The 17,830-nt window shown below is 70.1% G+C and carries 15 protein-coding genes; 8 read left to right on the forward strand and 7 right to left on the reverse strand.

Going from position 1 to position 17,830, the window contains the following annotated elements; genetic code table 11:
* The first annotated feature begins 30 nt into the window (after window positions 1-30).
* The 6 genes from ctaC to AC1DVZ_RS08205 all read left to right on the forward strand — a co-directional run bounded on the left by ctaC (window position 31) and on the right by AC1DVZ_RS08205 (window position 6,774).
* Window positions 31-960 (forward strand): aa3-type cytochrome oxidase subunit II, encoded by a 930-nt coding sequence (gene ctaC / locus AC1DVZ_RS08180; protein ID WP_477617690.1) that lies wholly within the window; start codon window positions 31-33, stop codon window positions 958-960.
* Window positions 960-2,756, forward strand: a complete 1,797-nt coding sequence (ctaD, locus tag AC1DVZ_RS08185) for an aa3-type cytochrome oxidase subunit I (protein ID WP_477617691.1) — start codon at window positions 960-962, stop codon at window positions 2,754-2,756. Before ctaC ends, ctaD begins: the two co-directional genes overlap by 1 nt.
* A gap of 3 nt (window positions 2,757-2,759) precedes the next feature.
* The gene (locus AC1DVZ_RS08190) at window positions 2,760-3,161 is read left to right on the forward strand and encodes a cytochrome c oxidase subunit 4 (protein WP_477617692.1); all 402 of its coding nucleotides are present in this window, start codon (window positions 2,760-2,762) and stop codon (window positions 3,159-3,161) included.
* 328 nt (window positions 3,162-3,489) lie between these two features.
* Window positions 3,490-4,725: a L,D-transpeptidase gene (locus AC1DVZ_RS08195; RefSeq protein WP_477617693.1), complete on the forward strand. Its 1,236-nt coding sequence runs from the start codon at window positions 3,490-3,492 to the stop codon at window positions 4,723-4,725.
* Between the two features lie 40 nt (window positions 4,726-4,765).
* Window positions 4,766-5,761: an alkaline phosphatase family protein gene (locus AC1DVZ_RS08200; protein WP_477617694.1), complete on the forward strand. Its 996-nt coding sequence runs from the start codon at window positions 4,766-4,768 to the stop codon at window positions 5,759-5,761.
* Window positions 5,762-5,958: 197 nt separating this feature from the next.
* Window positions 5,959-6,774: a DUF6299 family protein gene (locus tag AC1DVZ_RS08205; protein WP_477617695.1), complete on the forward strand. Its 816-nt coding sequence runs from the start codon at window positions 5,959-5,961 to the stop codon at window positions 6,772-6,774.
* A 74-nt stretch (window positions 6,775-6,848) separates the two neighbouring features.
* Here AC1DVZ_RS08205 and AC1DVZ_RS08210 read toward each other — a convergent pair whose 3' ends face one another.
* From AC1DVZ_RS08210 to ctaE, 5 genes are all read right to left on the reverse strand, one after another.
* Window positions 6,849-7,190, reverse strand: a complete 342-nt coding sequence (locus AC1DVZ_RS08210) for a metallopeptidase family protein (RefSeq protein WP_477617741.1) — start codon at window positions 7,188-7,190, stop codon at window positions 6,849-6,851.
* 175 nt (window positions 7,191-7,365) lie between these two features.
* Window positions 7,366-9,132, reverse strand: coding sequence for a cytochrome bc1 complex cytochrome b subunit (qcrB, locus tag AC1DVZ_RS08215; protein ID WP_477617696.1), 1,767 nt, complete (start codon window positions 9,130-9,132; stop codon window positions 7,366-7,368).
* Window positions 9,129-10,268, reverse strand: coding sequence for a cytochrome bc1 complex Rieske iron-sulfur subunit (qcrA, locus tag AC1DVZ_RS08220; protein WP_477617697.1), 1,140 nt, complete (start codon window positions 10,266-10,268; stop codon window positions 9,129-9,131). Before qcrA ends, qcrB begins: the two co-directional genes overlap by 4 nt.
* A gap of 112 nt (window positions 10,269-10,380) precedes the next feature.
* Window positions 10,381-11,166: a cytochrome bc1 complex diheme cytochrome c subunit gene (gene qcrC, locus AC1DVZ_RS08225; protein WP_477617698.1), complete on the reverse strand. Its 786-nt coding sequence runs from the start codon at window positions 11,164-11,166 to the stop codon at window positions 10,381-10,383.
* Window positions 11,167-11,221: 55 nt separating this feature from the next.
* The gene (gene ctaE / locus AC1DVZ_RS08230) at window positions 11,222-11,905 is read right to left on the reverse strand and encodes an aa3-type cytochrome oxidase subunit III (RefSeq protein ID WP_477617699.1); all 684 of its coding nucleotides are present in this window, start codon (window positions 11,903-11,905) and stop codon (window positions 11,222-11,224) included.
* A gap of 78 nt (window positions 11,906-11,983) precedes the next feature.
* Between ctaE and AC1DVZ_RS08235 the strand changes: the two genes are divergently transcribed.
* Together AC1DVZ_RS08235 and trpD are read left to right on the forward strand one after the other, a co-directional pair.
* Window positions 11,984-12,436 carry a response regulator gene (locus tag AC1DVZ_RS08235; RefSeq protein WP_477617700.1) on the forward strand — a complete coding sequence of 151 codons (453 nt, stop codon included), beginning with the start codon at window positions 11,984-11,986 and terminating at the stop codon, window positions 12,434-12,436.
* Window positions 12,437-12,441: 5 nt separating this feature from the next.
* A complete protein-coding gene (gene trpD / locus AC1DVZ_RS08240; RefSeq protein WP_477617701.1) occupies window positions 12,442-13,560 on the forward strand; it encodes an anthranilate phosphoribosyltransferase in 1,119 nt (372 codons plus the stop codon).
* Between the two features lie 32 nt (window positions 13,561-13,592).
* Here trpD and AC1DVZ_RS08245 read toward each other — a convergent pair whose 3' ends face one another.
* Both AC1DVZ_RS08245 and AC1DVZ_RS08250 read right to left on the reverse strand, forming a co-directional pair.
* A complete protein-coding gene (locus tag AC1DVZ_RS08245) occupies window positions 13,593-14,999 on the reverse strand; it encodes a pyridoxal phosphate-dependent decarboxylase family protein (RefSeq protein WP_477617702.1) in 1,407 nt (468 codons plus the stop codon).
* Window positions 15,000-15,087: 88 nt separating this feature from the next.
* On the reverse strand, window positions 15,088-17,682 hold the full coding sequence (locus AC1DVZ_RS08250) for an SCO7613 C-terminal domain-containing membrane protein (RefSeq protein WP_477617703.1): 2,595 nt from the start codon (window positions 17,680-17,682) through the stop codon (window positions 15,088-15,090).
* Window positions 17,683-17,830 lie beyond the last annotated feature (148 nt).

The following is a 17,830-nucleotide window of genomic DNA, read 5'->3' on the forward strand; positions in this document are numbered from 1 at the left end:
CACGCACTCGCTGGAGTAGGGTTTGGCGCGATGGCCCATCACTGTCTCGAAGAAGGTGCACCGTTGCGTCAGCACGACGTCTCTGCGCCGCGCCCACACAGGCGGCGGACTGCAAGCAGGAGAACGACCACAGCTCTCGGGCTGTCGCTCGTGGCCCTCACCCTCTCGGGGTGTGCCGGCCGCGTGCAGGACGGTTTCCTCCCCCGTGCGGTGACCGAGGGCGGGGAACGGGTGACCTCGCTGTGGAACGGCGCCTGGATCGCCGCGCTCCTCGTCGGCGCCCTGGTCTGGGGCCTGATCGGCTGGTGCGTCGTCGCCTATCGCCGCGCGAAGGACGACACCACCCTCCCGGTGCAGCTTCGCTACAACGTGCCGATGGAGATCCTCTACACGATCGTCCCGGTGTTCATGATCGCGGTGCTCTTCTACTACACCGCGCGTGACGAGGCCGCCCTGCTCGACACGTCCAAGCACCCCGACGTCGTCGTGAACGTGGTGGGCAAGAAGTGGAGCTGGGACTTCAACTACGTCAACGAGCAGACCTACGAGAGCGGCACGCAGGCCGAGCTCACGGGGGAGCCCGGCACCGAGAAGAACCTGCCGACCCTCTACCTGCCGGTGAACAAGCGCACCGAGTTCGTCCTCACCTCGCGTGACGTCATCCACTCGTTCTGGGTGCCGGCGTTCCTGCAGAAGCTCGACATGATCCCGGGCCGCGTCAACAAGTTCCAGGTCTTCCCGACCGAGACCGGTGACTTCAAGGGCAAGTGCGCCGAGCTGTGCGGCGCCTACCACTCCCAGATGCTGTTCAACGTCAAGGTCGTCGACCAGGCCGCCTACGACGAGCACATCGCCGAGCTGAAGTCCCAGGGCAACACGGGTCAGCTGGACAACAGCCTGAACCCCGCGAAGGTCATGGACGAGGACAAAGACCTTCTTCCGAGTGCAGGGAGCAACTGATGGCAGCGGCAACCGAGTCCACCTCGGCAGGCACCTACTACCGCTCCACCGAGGCGACGGCGACCCGCCGGCTCACCAAGGGCCAGACGGTCGTGAAGTGGGCGTCGACGACCGACCACAAGGTCATCGGCAACCTCTACTTCATCACCTCGTTCCTCTTCTTCATGTTCGGCGGCGTTCTCGCCCTGCTGATCCGCGCGGAGCTGTTCCAGCCCGGACTGCAGGTCGTGGACAACCCCGACCAGTTCAACCAGCTGTTCACGATGCACGGCACGATCATGCTGCTGCTGTTCGCGACGCCGCTGTTCGCCGGCTTCGCCAACGCCCTCATGCCGATCCAGATCGGCGCGCCCGACGTCGCCTTCCCGCGGCTCAACATGTTCGCCTACTGGCTCTACCTGTTCGGTGGCCTGATCGCGTCCGCCGGCTTCCTCACCCCGTCGGGTGCGGCGTCGTTCGGCTGGTTCGCGTACTCGCCGCTGTCGGACGCCTCCAACACCCCCGGCCTCGGCGGTGACCTGTGGGTCTTCGGCCTCGCGCTCGGTGGTTTCGGAACCATCCTCGGTGCCGTCAACTTCATCACCACGATCATCTGCATGCGTGCTCCCGGCATGACGATGTTCCGCATGCCGATCTTCACGTGGACGATCCTGGTCACCAGCCTGCTCGTCCTGATGGCCTTCCCGGTGCTCGCATCGGCGCTCCTGGCACTCGGTGCCGACCGCAAGTTCGGGGCCCAGATCTTCGAGGCCGACAACGGCGGGCCGATGCTGTGGCAACACCTGTTCTGGTTCTTCGGCCACCCCGAGGTCTACATCATCGCGCTGCCGTTCTTCGGCATCATCTCCGAGATCCTGCCGGTGTTCTCGCGCAAGCCGATCTTCGGCTACAAGACGCTGGTCTTCGCGACCATCGGCATCGCGGCCCTCTCGGTGACCGTGTGGGCCCACCACATGTACGCCACCGGCCAGGTGCTGCTGCCGTTCTTCGCGGTGATGACCATGTTGATCGCGGTGCCCACCGGCGTGAAGTTCTTCAACTGGATCGGCACGATGTGGGGCGGCAAGCTGTCCTTCGAGACGCCCATGCTCTGGGCGGTCGGATTCCTGGTCACCTTCCTGTTCGGCGGCCTGACCGGCATCATCCTGTCCAGCCCCGCCCTCGACTTCCACCTCTCCGACAGCTACTTCGTGGTCGCCCACTTCCACTACGTCGTCTTCGGCACCGTGGTGTTCGCGATGTTCGCCGGCTTCTACTTCTGGTGGCCCAAGTTCACCGGACGGATGCTCGACGAGACGCTCGGCAAGATCCACTTCTGGATGCTGTTCATCGGCTTCCACACGACCTTCCTGATCCAGCACGTCCTGGGTGTGGACGGCATGCCGCGTCGCTACGCCGACTACCTGCCCGAGGACGGCTTCACCTGGGAGAACAAGGTGTCCACGTTCGGCGCCTTCCTCCTGGCTGCGTCGACACTGCCGTTCCTCTACAACGTCTGGAAGACCTGGCGCACCGCGCCGCTGGTCGAGACCGACGACCCGTGGGGCTACGGCGCCTCCCTGGAGTGGGCGACGTCCTGCCCGCCGCCGCGTCACAACTTCGACGTCCTCCCGCGGATCCGGTCCGAGCGCCCCGCATTCGACCTGCACCACCCCGAGGCGGCACCGCTCGGTGGGGTGTACGCCGACCCGGACACGCTGACCCGGATCATGGCCGAGACCCGCACGTCCGAGCACCACGCGACGGGCGAGTACGACGAGCACAAGCACCCCAGGTTCCACGAGGAGCGTGACTGACCCGTGAAGATCGAGTACAAGCTCTTCGTCATCCTGGCTGCCTTCTTCGCCCCCTTGGGGGTCATCTACGGCGTCTTCACCCACTGGGAGGAGCCAGTCGGTCCGGCGGGGCTGTTCCTGTCCGCCGGTCTCGGCGCCATGATCGCCTTCTACCTGTGGGCCACGGCCCGGCGACTGCCGGAGCGGCCCGAGGACAACCCGAGCGGGGAGATCTGGGAGCAGGAGGGCGAGTACGGCTTCTTCAGCCCGCACTCCTGGTGGCCCCTCGCGCTCGCCGGTGCGTCTGCCCTGTGCTTCCTGGGCCTGGCGGTCGGCTGGTGGCTGTTCATCATCGGTGCCGGCTTCGGCGTCATCGCCCTGGTGGGCTGGACCTTCGAGTACTTCAAGGGCCCGCACGCCGTCTGACGGCGCTCAACGACAGGTCGGCCGGGCGTGCGCACCCCTCGGGGTGGGCGCGTCCGGCTGTTCGTCGTGTCAGGGCATCGACACCGAGCAGGTAGACTGGGGCCAGGTCCGCGCAGGGGCGGGCCTCTTTCCAGGGGGCTCGGCTTCCAGGGGGCTTGGCGCGGAATCGTGATCGCCCGGCCAGACACAGCTGCATAGCCAACCAATGAGGGCTGCCCGGCGTCTGTTCGGGTGAGGGCATCGTCGGCATCGTCCGACCGGTCCAGCCGACACACGAGACAAGTCACGCACAGGGCGCCACGGTGGCGCGGAGCACAGGAGCACACACGTGGTGGGTAGGACACAGGGGTCACGACGACTGGCCACGGCCTTGGCCGTGGCTGCGTTGGCAGGCGTGACCGTGCTGGCGGGCTGCTCGGGCAGCGCGGACAGCCCGAGGACCGACAACGTCGCAGCCAGCTCGAGCAGCAGCTCGTCCTCCTCGTCGTCGGCCACCCCCACGCCCGCCGCGCTCAGCATCAGCCCGGCCAAGGACGCCACCGACGTCCTGCCCACCGAGCCCGTCGTGGTCAAGGCCACCACCGGTTCGCTGGGTGAGGTCGCCGTGACCGACGCCAAGGGACGCTCGGTCGCCGGCGCACTGGGCGCCGACGGCTCCTGGACCTCCAGCGCGCGACTGGCGCCCAGCGCGGCATACACGGTCACGGCGAAGGCGACGGGTCCCGACGGCACGCCGTCGACGACGACCTCCACCTTCACGACCCTCAAGCCCAAGGTCACGGCCACCTACGGAATCCTCAACGCGGGCGAGACCGTGGGCGTCGGTATGCCGGTGAGCATCCAGTTCGACTCGGCCGTCGCCACCGCGAAACTGCGTGGCGAGGTGGAGAAGCTCGTCAAGGTCACCACCTCACCCAAGCAGACAGGCGCCTGGGGATGGCTGGACAACCGCCAGCTCATGTGGCGCCCCGTGAACTACTGGAAGCCCGGCACCAAGGTCTCCGTGAGCGCTCCCCTCACCGGCGTCCAGACCGGCGAGGGCAAGTGGGTCGGAAACGACGACTCGGCCAGCTTCACCATCGGTTCCGCGATGATCTCCACGGTCGACATCAAGCGCCACGTCATGACCGTGAGGCGGGGCGGCGCCGTGATCAACACGATCCCGATCAGCGCTGGGCGCCCGGGCCCCCAGACCGAGACGCGTTCCGGCATCAAGGTGATCATCCGCAAGGAGGGCACCGTGGTCATGGACTCCACGACCATCGGGATCAAGAAGGGCGAGCCCGGCTACTACAAGATCACCACCCAGTCCGCCATGCGCGTGACGTGGACGGGGGAGTACCTCCACTCCGCCCCCTGGTCGGTCGGGGCGCAGGGCAGCGCCAACGTCAGCCACGGCTGCGTCAACATGTCCCCGGCGAACGCCGCCTGGATGTACGCCAACTCCAAGGCGGGCGACGTCGTGAAGTTCACCGGCTCGTCCCGGCAGTTCCTGCCCTCCGAGGGCATCGGCGTCTGGCAGTACTCGTTCGCGGGCTGGAAGGCGCAGAGCGCCCTCATCTGAGCCGGGTCCCGCCGAGGTCGGATGAGGGGGTGAGCGGGTGGTGTCCACGCTGGTGTACGCCTGCCGAGGCCTGCTTCACACGGCGGTCGTCGGCGCACTCGCCCTGAGTGGGTGCGCGACCACCTCGACACCGGAGGGTGCCACCGCGACCGGCTCCGCCATCTCCACCGCGTCGACGACCGCGACACCACCGCCCGGCGGACCCGACACCGGTGCGGGCGCGGGAACGACCGCCACGGGGACCCGCGCAGATCGCGCGGTGGTCACCAAGGTGCTGGTCTTCGTGATGGAGAACCACTCCCTGGCCCAGATGAAGGCCGGCATGCCCTACACCCACGGGTTGGCCACGACCTACGGCTACGCCACCAGCTACTTCGCCACCCGGCACCCCTCGCTGCCCAACTACCTCGCGATCGCGTCGGGCAGCACCCACGGTGTCACGACGAACGCCGCGCCCGCGGACAACGTCGTCGTCAGTGGACCGTCGGTCTTCGGCGCCGCCATCGCGGCCGGCCGGACGGCAGGGGTGTATGCCGACGCGATGCCGCGGCCCTGCTCGGTGACTTCCTCGGGCCGGTACGCCGTCAAGCACAACCCGTGGCCGTACTTCGTGGACGAGCGCGTCCTGTGCCGCCAGCACGACCTGCCGGTGGCCGCGCTCGGGAAGGACATCGCCGCCGGGACCCTGCCCAACGCCGGTATGGTCATCCCCGATCTGTGTCACGACGCCCATGACTGCAGCCTGGCCACGGCCGACGCCTGGTTCAAAGGGTGGATGGCCACGATCCAGGCGGCCCCGGACTGGACGTCGGGGCGGCTGCTCGTCGTGCTCACCGCCGACGAGGACGACACGACGGCCGGCAACAGGGTGCTCACCGTGGTCGTGCACCCCAGCCAGCACGGCACAGTGGTGTCGAGCCGGCTCGACCACTACTCGCTCACCCGCCTCTATGCCGAGGTGACCGGGACGACGCCCCTGGGGCGCGGGGCGAAGGCCGCCTCCATGGCGAAGGCTTTCGACCTGCCACTGCCCTGAGGCTGGTGGTCCGGTCTCGGGGCAGACGTCGCGGGTTGCAGCGTCAGCGGAGCCTCGGGGGGAGCCACCATGGCAAAGGCTTGGTGGGCCTCGGGCAAATTGTTGGTCAAGCAGGCAACCGCGAGGCGGTCTGGTGGAGTCAATCCAGGTGTGACCATCCAATGGGGGATGGTCCGTCACACAGCTGGGGGATTCACATGTTGTTGATGTCTCGCTCCGCCCTGTCCGCGGCCGCCGCACTGCTCTTGCTGCCGGCGTTCGCCTCCGCCGCCAGCGCGGCACCCGTCCCGAACGACACCGCCGCCACGGCGACCGTCGTCTCGGTCCTGCCCAGCACCATCGAGCAGGACACCACCGGCGCCACGACCGATGCGACCGATGCGGCGCTGAACGCGCAGTGTGGGGCGCCGTTCACCAACGCCAGCGTCTGGTTCCGCTACACCGCCGCAAGTGACGGTGGCGTCATCGCCGACATGTCCGCCTCGAGCTACTCGGGTGGCTTCATCGTGACCGAGGGCGACCCCTCGGCCGGCAACCTCGTGGCGTGCGGCCCGACCACGGTCGGTTTCGGGACCACTGCCGGGCAGACCTACTACGTGGTCGCCTTCAGCGACACGACCACCCAGGGCGGCAACCTCGCGGTGACCTTCGACAACGCCCCTCCGCCGCCGGAGGCGACCGTCACGGTCGACGCGCGGGGCGTGGCCAACAAGGACGGCTCGGCCACCCTGACCGGGACCTACTCCTGCACCAACGCCGATGACTTCTTCAGCGACATCGAGGGCAGCCTCACCCAGCAGGTCGGCCGGGTGAGGATCAACGGCTTCTTCTTCGTCAACCCCATCCAGTGCGACGGGGCGACCCACACCTGGTCGGGCACGGCCTTCAGCGACAACGGAGTCTTCAAGGGCGGCAAGGGCGCGACCGTGACCTTCGCCTTCGCCTGTGGCGCCTTCGAGTGCGCGGTCGGCTACGCCGAGCAGACGGTCCAGCTCAGCGGGGCCAGGAAGTAGCAGCAACGCACGACCGGTGCCGTGTCCCGTGACCGGGGCACGGCACCGGCGCGTCGGGGGAGTCGTGGTGGGGCTCAGCCCCACCCGAGGTCGTGCAACCGGGAGTCGTCGATCCCGAAGTGGTGCGCGATCTCGTGCACCACGGTCACGGCGATCTCCTCGAGGAGGTCCTCCCGGTCCTCGCACATCCGGGTCAACGGGCCGCGGAAGATCGTGATCCGGTCCGGCAGCGCCCCGGCCCAGCCGTCACCGCGCTCGGTGATGGGAGTGCCGTCGTAGACGCCCAGCAGGTCGGGGTCGTCGGGTGGTGGCTCGTCCTCGACGAAGAAGACGACGTTGTCCAGCAGCCGCATCAGCTCGGGTGGCACCGCGTCGAGGGCGTCGCCCACCGCCTCCTCGAACTCCGCTGCCTCCATCTCGACCACGGGGCCAGCCTGTCATGCGACAGCCGCGATGCCGAAGTGCCCTCGGACAGCGGTATGCCGCCCGCTCACGGCCCACGGCGATGCGGGGGTGGTGAGCGGGCGGCATACGGGCCCGGAGTGGCCCTGCGGGGCTCTGTGAGAGCCCCTGGTGGGGCCCAGAGGGGCCTCAGGGGCGCTTCGGGGGCTCCCTGCGCGAGCTCTCGAGGGCAGGTCGCGACCCGTCGCCGCTCGGGGCAGCCTCGATCGCCTCGTGACCGTGGCCGTCGTGGTGTGCCGCGGCCAGCTCGGCCGGGGTCACCGGGTTGATGGTGTCGGTGAAGTAGAACCGCGACAGCGCCGAGCGGGCCTTGTCCTTGCGGGCGGTCGGGGAGGCCACGCCGTGGCCGTCGGTGCCGGACTCGAGCAGCAGGACCTCATGGTCCTCGTGCTGGACGAGGTTCCACCGGGTGAACTCGTCGAGCGGCTCGTGCTGCTCGAAGAACTTCCCGTCGGCGGTGCGCACGATGCGTCCGGTCTCGCGGCCGTGCAGGACCAGGTCGCGGTCCTTGCGCTGCAGGGACAGGCAGATGCGCTTGGTGACCCAGAAGACGATGGGTGGCGCGATGAAGAAGGCCGCTCGCAGGGCGTGAGTGATGTCGTTGATCGACAGGTGGAGCTTGATCGCCATCAGGTCGTTGCCGGCGGCGAACATGAGCACGCCGTAGGCCGTCAGGGCCGCCATGCCCAGGCCGGTGCGAGTGGGGTTGTTGCGCGGCCGGTCGAGCAGGTGGTGCTCGCGGTTGTCGCCGGTGACCCACCTCTCGAGGAACGGGTAGGCACCCATGAGGCCGTACATGACCGGGATCAGGAGGATGGCGCCGATCATCACGTTGAACGAGAACGTGAAGCCGAAGGCGGTGAACTCCAGCCACCCGGGCAGCAGGCGGAGGGCGCCGTCGGCGAAGCCCATGTACCAGTCGGGTTGGGCCCCGGCCGTGACCGGCGAGGGGTCGTAGGGACCATAGGCCCAGATCGGGTTGATCGTGACCAGACCAGAGATCAGCGAGATGACACCGAAGACGATGAAGAAGAAGCCACCGGCCTTGGCGGCATACACCGGCATGACCGGGAAGCCGACGACGTTGTCGTTGGTGCGGCCCGGCCCGGGGAACTGGGTGTGCTTGTGCACGAACACCAGACCGATGTGGGCGGTGAACAGCCCGACCAGGATCGCCGGCAGCAGCAGGACGTGGATCGAGAACAGGCGGGGGATGATCGCCTCGCCGGGGAAGGGGCCGTCGAACAGCGCGAACGACAGGTAGGACCCGAGCACGGGCACCGAACGCATGAAGCCCTCTGCGGCGCGAAGCCCGGTGCCGGAGAGCAGGTCGTCCGGCAGGGAGTAGCCGGCGAAACCCTCGATCAGGGCCAGCATCGACAGGATGCAGCCGATCACCCAGTTGATCTCACGCGGCTTGCGGAACGCACCCGTGAAGAACACGCGCAGCATGTGCACCGACAGCGCGACGATGAACATCAGGGCGGCCCAGTGGTGGATCTGCCGGATCAGCAGACCACCGCGGATGTCGAAGGAGATGTCGACCGTCGAGCGGAACGCCTCGGACATCGTGATGCCACGCAGGGGCAGGTAGGAGCCGTCATAGACGACCTGACCGGCGCTGGGGACGAACCAGAAGGTGAGGAACGTGCCCGAGAGCAGGCAGATGATCAGGGAGTACATGGCGACTTCGCCGAGCATGAAGGACCAGTGTTCGGGGAACACCTTCTTCATGAGGTAGCCGACCGGCTTGGCCGCTCCTGTGCGGTCGTCGAGCCAGCCTGCCACGCCTCCGACGGCCTTCAGGCCCGGGTTGGTGGGCGCCTCCGGCTCGGCGTCGTCCTGGCGCAGGCGGCCGATCGGGTCGTCGCGAGTGGCGGTGCGGTCGGTGCTCATGCGGAACCACGCTCCCAGAAGCTCGGACCGACGGCCTCGCGGAACGGGGCGTCGGCGATCAGGTAACCCTGCGCGTCAACGGTGATCTTCAGCTGGGGCAACGGGCGCTTGGCCGGCCCGAAGATGACCTTGCAGTCCTGCGTCACGTCGAACGTCGACTGGTGGCAGGGACAGAGCAGGTGGTGCGTCTGCTGCTCGTAGAGACCGACCGGGCAACCGACGTGGGTGCAGATCTTGGAGTAGGCGACGATGCCCTCGTGGCCCCAGTCGCGCTCCTTCTGGGGCTTGATGTCCTCGGGGTTGAGGCGCAGGAGCAGCACGGCAGCCTTGGCCTTGTCCTCGAGCACGTGCTCGGAGTCCTTGATCGACTCGGGGAGGACGTGGAACACCGAACCGATCGTGACCTGGTCGGCGCGGATCGGGGTGCGCTCCGGGTCGCGGACCAGGCGGTCACCCTTCTTCCACATCGTGGTGGAGAGCTGGTCCTTCGGCATGGGGCCGAGGCCACCCACGAGCGGCAGCAGGATCGCGATCGGTGGCAGGGCGAGGGCGCCGGCCAGCGAGAACTTGATGAGCGGGCGTCGGCCGAGCTGGGCCTTGTCGCCACCGTCCATGAGACCGGTGACCACGCGCTTGCGGTCCTCGTCCTTGGCCCGCAGGGGGTGGCGCTCCTCGACGGACTCGGCGTCGGGCATCAGGGTCTTGGCCCAGTGGACCGCCCCGACACCGCATCCGAGCAGGGCCAGCGCCATCGTCACGCCGAGGGCGACGTTGTAGATGCTGGCGTTGCCGATGCCGGGGATGAAGCCCGACTGCTCGGGGTCGATCGCGAAGTAGGCGACGACGAACAGCACCGTGCCCAGGCTCGAGAGGCCGAACAGGGCTGCGACCTGCTTCTCCGCCCGCTTGGCCGACTTCTCGTCGAGGTCGGCCATGCGTGGTGCGTGCGGCGGCAGGCCCGGGTTCTGGAAGCGCACCGGAAGTCCGCCGGTGCCCTCGACGTGGCCCTGGTCCAGCCGGACCGCGGTCGAGCCATAGCCATCTCCATGGCCATCGCCGTGGCCGTCGCTCTGCCCGGCACTGTGGGCGTCGCTCGTGCCGACGACCGCGCCGTGCGGCGTGTCGTGTTCGCTCATCGTGTCGTCGATCCTGTCGAGTCGCGGTGGTCAGTTCCAGTGTCGCTCCGGGTGGTGGTCTGGGCCAGTGGGTTTGACCGAGCCATCAGGGCCGTCAGTGCCGTCGCGGCCATCAGGCGGCCTTCCTGCCGAGCCAGACGGCGAAGCCGACCATGATGCCGAGCCCGAAGATCCAGGCGAACAGCCCCTCGGACACGGGGCCGAGGTTGCCCAGCGCCATCCCGCCGACGTTCTCCTGCTCGTCCACCGTGTGCAGGTAGGCGACGATGTCGTTCTTGGCGTCGGGGGAGATGTTGTCGTCGTTGAAGACCGGCATGGACTGGGGACCGGTGACCATGGCTTCGTAGATGTGCTTGCCCTCGACGTCGCGCAGGCTCGGGGCGTACTTGCCCCGGGTCAGGGCGCCACCCGAGCCGGCGAAGTTGTGGCACATCGCGCAGTTCACCCGGAAGAGCTCGGCGCCGAGGGCGACATCGCCACCTTCACCGCTCGTGTACTCCGCATCGGGGACGGCGGGTCCGGGGGCCAGCGACGCGATGTAGGCGGCGACCGAGGAGATCTGCTCCTGTGAGAACCGGACCTGCTCCGCGCGGGGCGCCTGGATGTTCGGGGCAGCCATCGGCATACGGCCGGTGCCCATCTGGAAGTCCACGGCAGCGGCGCCGACGCCCGGAAGGGCCGGACCGGCCTTGGTGCCCTGGGCCTGCAGTCCGTGGCAGGTCGCACAGTTGGCGAGGAAGAGCTTCTTGCCCTCCTCGACGGTGCTGGCGGCCGCGGTGGCGGCGCCGGCCTGCTTGGGCGCGAAGGCGGAGTAGGCGAACCCGCTGAGGATCAGGCCCAGGAGCAAGAGCAGGGCGATCGCGGCCGGGTGACGACGGCGGGCGGCCAAGGCGTTCACAGTGCGGTCCTGTCGATGGAGGCGGGCAGGGCGGGCTGGGAGGTCATCGTGCCGGTCACTTCAACAGGTAGATGGTCGCGAACAGCGCGATCCACACCACGTCGACGAAGTGCCAGTAGTAGGAGGTCACGACGGCGCCGGCAGCCTGGGCATGGCTGTAGTGACGGGTCGTGAAGGTGCGGCCGATGATCAGCAGGAAGGCCAGCAGGCCACCGGTGACGTGCAGCGCGTGGAAGCCGGTCGTGAGGTAGAAGACCGAGCCGTACGCGGTGGAGGAGAGGGAGATGCCCTCGTGGACGAGCTCGGAGTACTCCAGGACCTGCCCGGAGACGAAGACCGCGCCGAAGATGTAGGTGAGGACGTACCACTCGCGCATGCCCCAGCTCGGGACCGCGAGGAGGCTGGCGTCGCCGCGGTGCGGCTTGCCGTGCTCGGCTGCGTGGACGCCGAGCTGGCACCACACCGACGAGACGACGAGGACGATCGTGTTGATCGTCGCGAACGGCACGTTGAGGACGCCGGTCGACTCCTTCCACAGCTCCGGCTCGACCGAGCGGATCGTGAAGTACATCGCGAACAGGCCCGCGAAGAACATCAGCTCGCTGGAGAGCCAGACGATGGTGCCCACCGACACCATGTTGGGTCGGGACACCGGCCCGTGGCCGGGGATGCTGCCGGCCGAGCGAGCGGGTTCAGAAGTCACTGGGGATGCTGTCGCCACGTGCGCCAGATTAGCCATAATCGCGGTGCGGCACACCGTCGACCCCCCGATGGGTGCATGGGCGTGCCGAAACGCCGCACCGGTAGCATCAGCGCCATGACCGCTTCGCACGCGACCGCCGCCGACGCACCGACCTCGTCGGGGCCCTCGGCCCGCCAGATCTCCGTGCTGTTGTACAGCGACGACAAGACCACGCGCGACGCCGTGCGGGTCACCGTGGGACGTCGTCCGGCGCGTGACGTCGAGGTCGTGTCGTGGCGTGAGTGCGCGACGGCGGCAGCGGTGATCGAGGCCGTCGAGAACGCCGGCTTCGACGTCCTCATCCTCGACGGCGAGGCTGCGCCGATGGGTGGCCTGGGCCTGTGTCGCCAGCTGAAGAGCGAGATCTTCGAGTGCCCGCCTGTTCTCGTCCTCACCGGACGACCGCAGGACGGCTGGCTCGCGACGTGGTCCCTCGCCGACCAGGCGGTCCCGCACCCGCTCGACCCGATCGCCCTGGCCTCCGCCGTGGCCGAGCTGGGTCGGCGCGCTCGCCCCAGCGCCTCCTGATCGGCATGAGCGCCCCGGAGCCGGCTGGTCCCACCTGGCCGGACCTGCTCACCCTGCTGATCGCGCGCAACCACCTCTCCACCGACCAGGCCGCCTGGGCGATGGACCAGATCATGAGCGGCGAGGCCTCGCCGGTCCAGGTGGCTGGTTTCCTCGTCGCGCTGCGCGCCAAGGGCGAGAGCGTCGAGGAGCTGCGTGGCCTGGCCGACGTCATGCTGGCGCATGCGAACCGCATCGAGGTCCCGGGCCCGAGCCTGGACATCGTGGGCACCGGCGCCGACCGGTCCAACACGGTCAACATCTCGACGATGGCCTCGATCATCATCGCGGCCAGTGGGATCCGGGTGGTCAAGCACGGCAACCGGGCCGCGTCGTCGGCCTCCGGTTCTGCGGACGTCCTCGAGGCCCTCGGGGTCAACCTCACCCTGAGCCCGCAGCGGGTGGCCGAGGTGGCGTCCGAGGCCGGCATCACGTTCTGCTTCGCCCAGGCGTTCCACCCCGCGATGCGACACGCCGCCGTGGCGCGCAGCGGGCTGGGTGTGGGCACGGCGTTCAACGTCCTGGGGCCGCTCACCAACCCCGCGCAGCCCACGTATGCCGTGGTCGGAGTCGCCGACCCACGCGTGGCGCCGCTGATGGCCGGCGTCTTCGCCGGACGCGGCAAGGCTGCCGTGGTCTTCCGGGGCGACGACGGCCTCGACGAGCTGACCCTGAGCACCACCTCGACGGTGTGGTGGGTGCAGGGCGGCGAGGTCACCCAGCGCACCTTCGACCCGCTCCACGTCGGTCTCGGACGCCAGCCGGTGGAGGCGCTGCGTGGTGCCGATGCGGCGCACAACGCCCAGGTGGCGCGCGACCTGTTCGCCGGAGGGCGCGGGGCGGTGCGCGACGCGGTCGTGCTCAACGCCGGGATGGCCCTGGCGCTGGCCGCACCCGATCTCGCGGGCACCGACAGCACGTCGGGCGGGGCGGTCGACAGGATCGAGCACGCGGTGTCCGACGAGGCCTTCGCGGCAGCGGTGCGCGCCGGCATGGACCGAGCCGAGGCTGCCCTGGACTCCGGGGCTGCCGCCGCACAGCTGGCGCGGTGGGCCGCGGCGACCCAGCGCACCGGGTCCGAGTAGACCAACGGGTCCGAGTGGGCCAACTGGTCCGGCTAGACCAGCGGGTCCGCCTGGTCCGGCTCCACCTCGGTCGCCGCCACCCGCAGGATGGCTGCGACCGACTGGTCCACGTCGGCTTCGGTCGTGGACCAGTTCGACACCGAGACCCGCATCAGTCGACGGCCGCGCCAGGTCGTGCCACCGAGCCAGCAGGTCCCGTCACGCTGTACCCCGTCGATGATCCTGTCGGTTCGCGCGTCGCTGCCGAAGCTGACGAGGACCTGGTTGAGGACGACGTCGTTGACCACCACGGCGCCGCCTGCCTCGAGCCCGTCGGCGAACCGCTGGGCCAGTGCGCAGCACCGGTCGACGAGGTCGGCGACACCGTCCCGGCCCAGCTCGCGCAGGGCAGCCCACACAGCGAATCCCCTTGCCCTTCGCGATGATTCGGGGACGAGGTCGCCCAACGCCGGCGTCGGCCCGCCCTGCCCGGTGAGGTATGCCGCGGTGTAGGACAGCGCCGCAGCGTGCACCCGAGGGTGGGCACAGATGGCGAAACCGCAGTCGTAGGGCACGTTGAGCCACTTGTGCCCGTCACACGACCACGAGTCGGCGAGGTCGACCCCGTCGACGAGGTGCGCCTTGCCGGGCGAGGCGCCTGCCCAGAGGCCGAAGGCCCCGTCGACGTGCACCCAGGCGCCGTGTCGGCGGGCCACCGCACAGGCGGCCCGGAGGTCGTCGCACGCGCCGGTGTTGACGTTGCMGGCCTGGAGGCAGACGATCGTCGGTCCGGGCTCGCGCCGTTCGAGGACGGCGGCGAGCTCGCCGACGTCGATGGCGCCGTTCTCGCCGGCGCCCACCTCCTCCACGACCGCGGTGCCGAACCCGAGCAGCCGCAGCGCCCGGTCGATCGTCGCGTGGCGCTCGGCGCCGGCGACCACGCGCACGACCGGGGCGCCACCCAGTCCGTCGCGCCCGACGTCCCACCCGACCGCGGCGAGCACGTGCTGACGAGCAGTGGCCAGGCAGACGGTGTTCGCTCCCTGGGCGCCGGTGACGAAACCGACGGAGGCGTCGGCCGGCAGCCCCATCAGGGCCTTCAACCAGCCACCCGCGACCTCCTCGGCGACGGCGGCCGCGGGGGACAGGACGGCGTTGAAGGCGCACTGGTCCCACCCGAGAGCGACCATGTCGGCAGCAGTGGCCGACGGCAGCGCGCCACCGATGACGAAGCCGAAGAACCGCGGTCCCGGCGTCGCGACGAGCCCCGGCGTGAAGGCCGTGACCAGCTCGTCCAGCACCTCGCCGGCCGGTGTCGGTGCATCGCGCAGGACCGTGTCCAGCCCCAGACGCAGGGTGGCCGCATCGGCTGCTGCAGCCACTGGCGCTCCAGGCAGTCCGGACCGGTGGCGGGCCGCGACGTCGGCGGCCCGCTGCAAGAGGAGGGTCAGGTCATCCATGTCGGCGAAGGTACGCCGGCTCGGGCCACGGCAGCCTCCCCCGTCGGGGTGAGGAGCCGGGGACTTGGCTGTCCCAGTGCCTGCCGACCTAGGACATTCCGGCCAGCCAGCTGGCCGCCTGGCGCGCGTCGGCCCGGCGCTGCTCGTACCTCGCCCCGATGGCCAACAGCGCGACACCGAGCGTGCCGAGGGTGAGGTAGCGGGGCAGCTGGACGGCATAGGGGCCGAGCTGGGTGACCGCGATGACGACGGCAGCTGTCGCCCCCAGGACGACCGGTGCCTGCCACCGGCGCAGCGCGCCGGCGACCAGGACGAGCACCGCCGCCGAGACCGTGACCAACGGGCGCACGACCCCGTCGTCGACCGTGGTGAACAGCGCGGAGGGCAGTAGCGCCACCACCAGACCCGGTCCGGCGGTCAACCACGAGTGGTCGCCGAGCTCGCGGTGCGACCACAGCCCGGCGGCGAGCACCAGGGCGGCCAACGGCAGGGTCCAGGCCTCGAGCGTCGTCACGTCGGCGTGGGCGAGCTCGAGCCAGACCGCCGACGTGAGTGCCACCACGGCCAGGGTGACCACCGCGCGGCGGTGCGGCAGGGCGGCATACCCGATGGCGACGAGCCCGTATGCCGCGGCGACGGCTGCGGCCGCGTGCGGCCAGGAGCGGTCGACCGCGACCACGATGGTGGTGAGGGCGACGAGGCAGGCGAGGGTGCCGAAGACGAACTCCTCAGGACTGCGGCGGCGCCACTGGGCGAGGGCCACGAGGACCAGGGCGGCGGCCACGAGCACGGTCCACTGGGTGCGGCTGCCGACCAGCCCACCGGTGAGCCACAGGGCCCAGGCTGCCGCCACGGCACTGACACCTGCGGCGACCGGGCGAAGGAGAGGTCGCAGCACGGCGGTGGCCGCCGCGGTCAACGCGATGGCCATGAGCAGGGTGATCACCACGACGTCGCCGAGCTCACTCCCCAGGGCGCCCAGCAGCGCGCCGAACAGGGTGAGGTGGCCGACTACGGCCAACGGTGGCTCTTCGGGCTCCGATCGCCGGGCCAGGGATCCGGTGACGAGGGCGGCTCCCGCCGCGGCAGCGGCCAGCACCGCGGCGTCGAGGGAGGCGATGGACCCGGTGAGGGTGACGGCTGCGACGGCGGCGACTGCGCCCACTGCCGTCGCCTGCACCCGCCAGCCCGGCCGGTGCACGGCAGCCGTCGCGGCCGCCAGGGCGACGCCGGTGAGGGCGACGATCGTCGCGGGACGCGAGTCGTGGACGATCGCGACCAGGACCAGGACCGCGAGGGCCAGGCCTGTCTGGGCCTCGCACCAGGCTGTGCCCAGCGACGTCGTCCGGGTGCGGGTGGCTGCGAGAACCGTGGCGAGCACCGCGGTGAGCAGGGCCAGCACCGCGGTCCACAGAGCGCCGACCTGCAGGGCCAGGCACAGGACAGCCGTGGGGACCGCTGCGGAGGCGACGAGGGCGACGACACCGAGGGCTCGCCAGTCGCCGGACAGGGGACGCCCGACCCAGTCGGCTCGGACCGCGGCGCGGCTGCCGAGGTGGGTCGCTCGCACGGCGACGACCCGCCGGATCGTCAAGGCGCCTGCGACAGCCAGGGTGGCCAGGAGGACGACGCAGGCCGCGCCGTCGAAGGTCATCGCGCCGACTCCGGCACCTGACGGGGTGTCCAGGGCATCGGCCGACGCCGTGGCCGCGCCGACAGCCGCCGCGGCGAAAGAGAGCGCCGCCCATCCGGCGGCGGGGCCGGTCGCGGCGCGGCGGGTCAACCCGAAGGACGCCGGCACCACGAGGTGAACGACGCCGAAGAGGACGGCACCGAGGAGGGAGAGTGCGGCGCCTGCGGCAGCGGTCGAGGCGTAGCCGACGACCCCTGCCCAGCCGATCGAGGCTGCAGTCAGCGACAGCACGGCGAAGCCGGCGATGCGCCTGTCATGGCGGTGCAGGGCGGCAAGGGCGAGGGCGGCGAGGAGGCCGGTGACGGCCGTGTACGTGCGTCCGTCGAGGGCGTCGAGGTTGGCCAGCCCGAAGCGGCGCGCGGCACTGACGTCCAGGAGCAGCAGACCCCCGGCGACCAGGGCCAGGGCCTCGGCGCTGCTGGGCAGGTGGCGACGCGAGAGCTGGAGCGAGGCCACGGTCGCAGCAGCGGTGAAGCCACCCATCACGAGCATCTGGCCGGTGCGGCCGATGACGAACCAGGCGATGGCCAGGGCGATCGACGCCGCGACGAGGACGAGCAGGACACCCACTGCCAGCAATGTCTGCTGGGTGGTCCAGCTCCGGCGCGGGGCCGGGGCAGGTGTCGATGGGGGACGGGCGACCGGCGACGAGTCGGACAGGGCGACGTCCGAGGGCGACTCCGAGGGCGACTCCGACAGCTCCCAGGGCAGCTCCGACGGCGGCTGCGACACCCGTTCCTCGGTCCCGGTCGTGGCCACCGAGGCCGCGGGCGCAGGCGTGGCGCCCACCGTGGCGCCCACCGTGGCGCCCACCGTGGCGCGCAGGGCCGCGAGCAGCGAGGCGCGTTCGCGCTGGAGGGCGGCAAGACCCTGGTCGACCTCCCACAGCCGCACGGCGTCGGGGCCGGTGAGGGGCAGGTGGCAGCCGGGGCACGAGGTCGGCGCCTCGGGCAGCAACCGGCCACAGGCGGGGCAGGGGATCGTCGACATCGGTCCTCCCGGAGACGTGGGGCGCGGTGCACCCTCTGACCCGAGTGTGGAGGTCGCCCGGGGTTCGCGGAAGGGCGTTGCTACTCAGATCGGCCGTGCGGACGAGGGCGCGCCCGAGGAGAGTCGCGCTCCGAAGCGGAGGGCGCGG

Source organism: Pedococcus sp. P2_E5 (assembly GCF_056403895.1).

What these genes read in the sequence shown, in the direction of transcription:
- ctaC (WP_477617690.1), top strand. Translation starts at nt 31, where the DNA reads ATGGCCCATCACTGTCTCGAAGAAGGTGCACCGTTGCGTCAGCACGAC.
- qcrA (WP_477617697.1), bottom strand. Translation starts at nt 10,268, where the DNA reads ATGAGCGAACACGACACGCCGCACGGCGCGGTCGTCGGCACGAGCGAC.
- AC1DVZ_RS08205 (WP_477617695.1), top strand. Translation starts at nt 5,959, where the DNA reads ATGTTGTTGATGTCTCGCTCCGCCCTGTCCGCGGCCGCCGCACTGCTC.
- ctaD (WP_477617691.1), top strand. Translation starts at nt 960, where the DNA reads ATGGCAGCGGCAACCGAGTCCACCTCGGCAGGCACCTACTACCGCTCC.
- AC1DVZ_RS08210 (WP_477617741.1), bottom strand. Translation starts at nt 7,190, where the DNA reads ATGGAGGCAGCGGAGTTCGAGGAGGCGGTGGGCGACGCCCTCGACGCG.
- qcrB (WP_477617696.1), bottom strand. Translation starts at nt 9,132, where the DNA reads ATGAGCACCGACCGCACCGCCACTCGCGACGACCCGATCGGCCGCCTG.
- trpD (WP_477617701.1), top strand. Translation starts at nt 12,442, where the DNA reads ATGAGCGCCCCGGAGCCGGCTGGTCCCACCTGGCCGGACCTGCTCACC.
- AC1DVZ_RS08235 (WP_477617700.1), top strand. Translation starts at nt 11,984, where the DNA reads ATGACCGCTTCGCACGCGACCGCCGCCGACGCACCGACCTCGTCGGGG.
- ctaE (WP_477617699.1), bottom strand. Translation starts at nt 11,905, where the DNA reads ATGGCTAATCTGGCGCACGTGGCGACAGCATCCCCAGTGACTTCTGAA.
- AC1DVZ_RS08250 (WP_477617703.1), bottom strand. Translation starts at nt 17,682, where the DNA reads ATGTCGACGATCCCCTGCCCCGCCTGTGGCCGGTTGCTGCCCGAGGCG.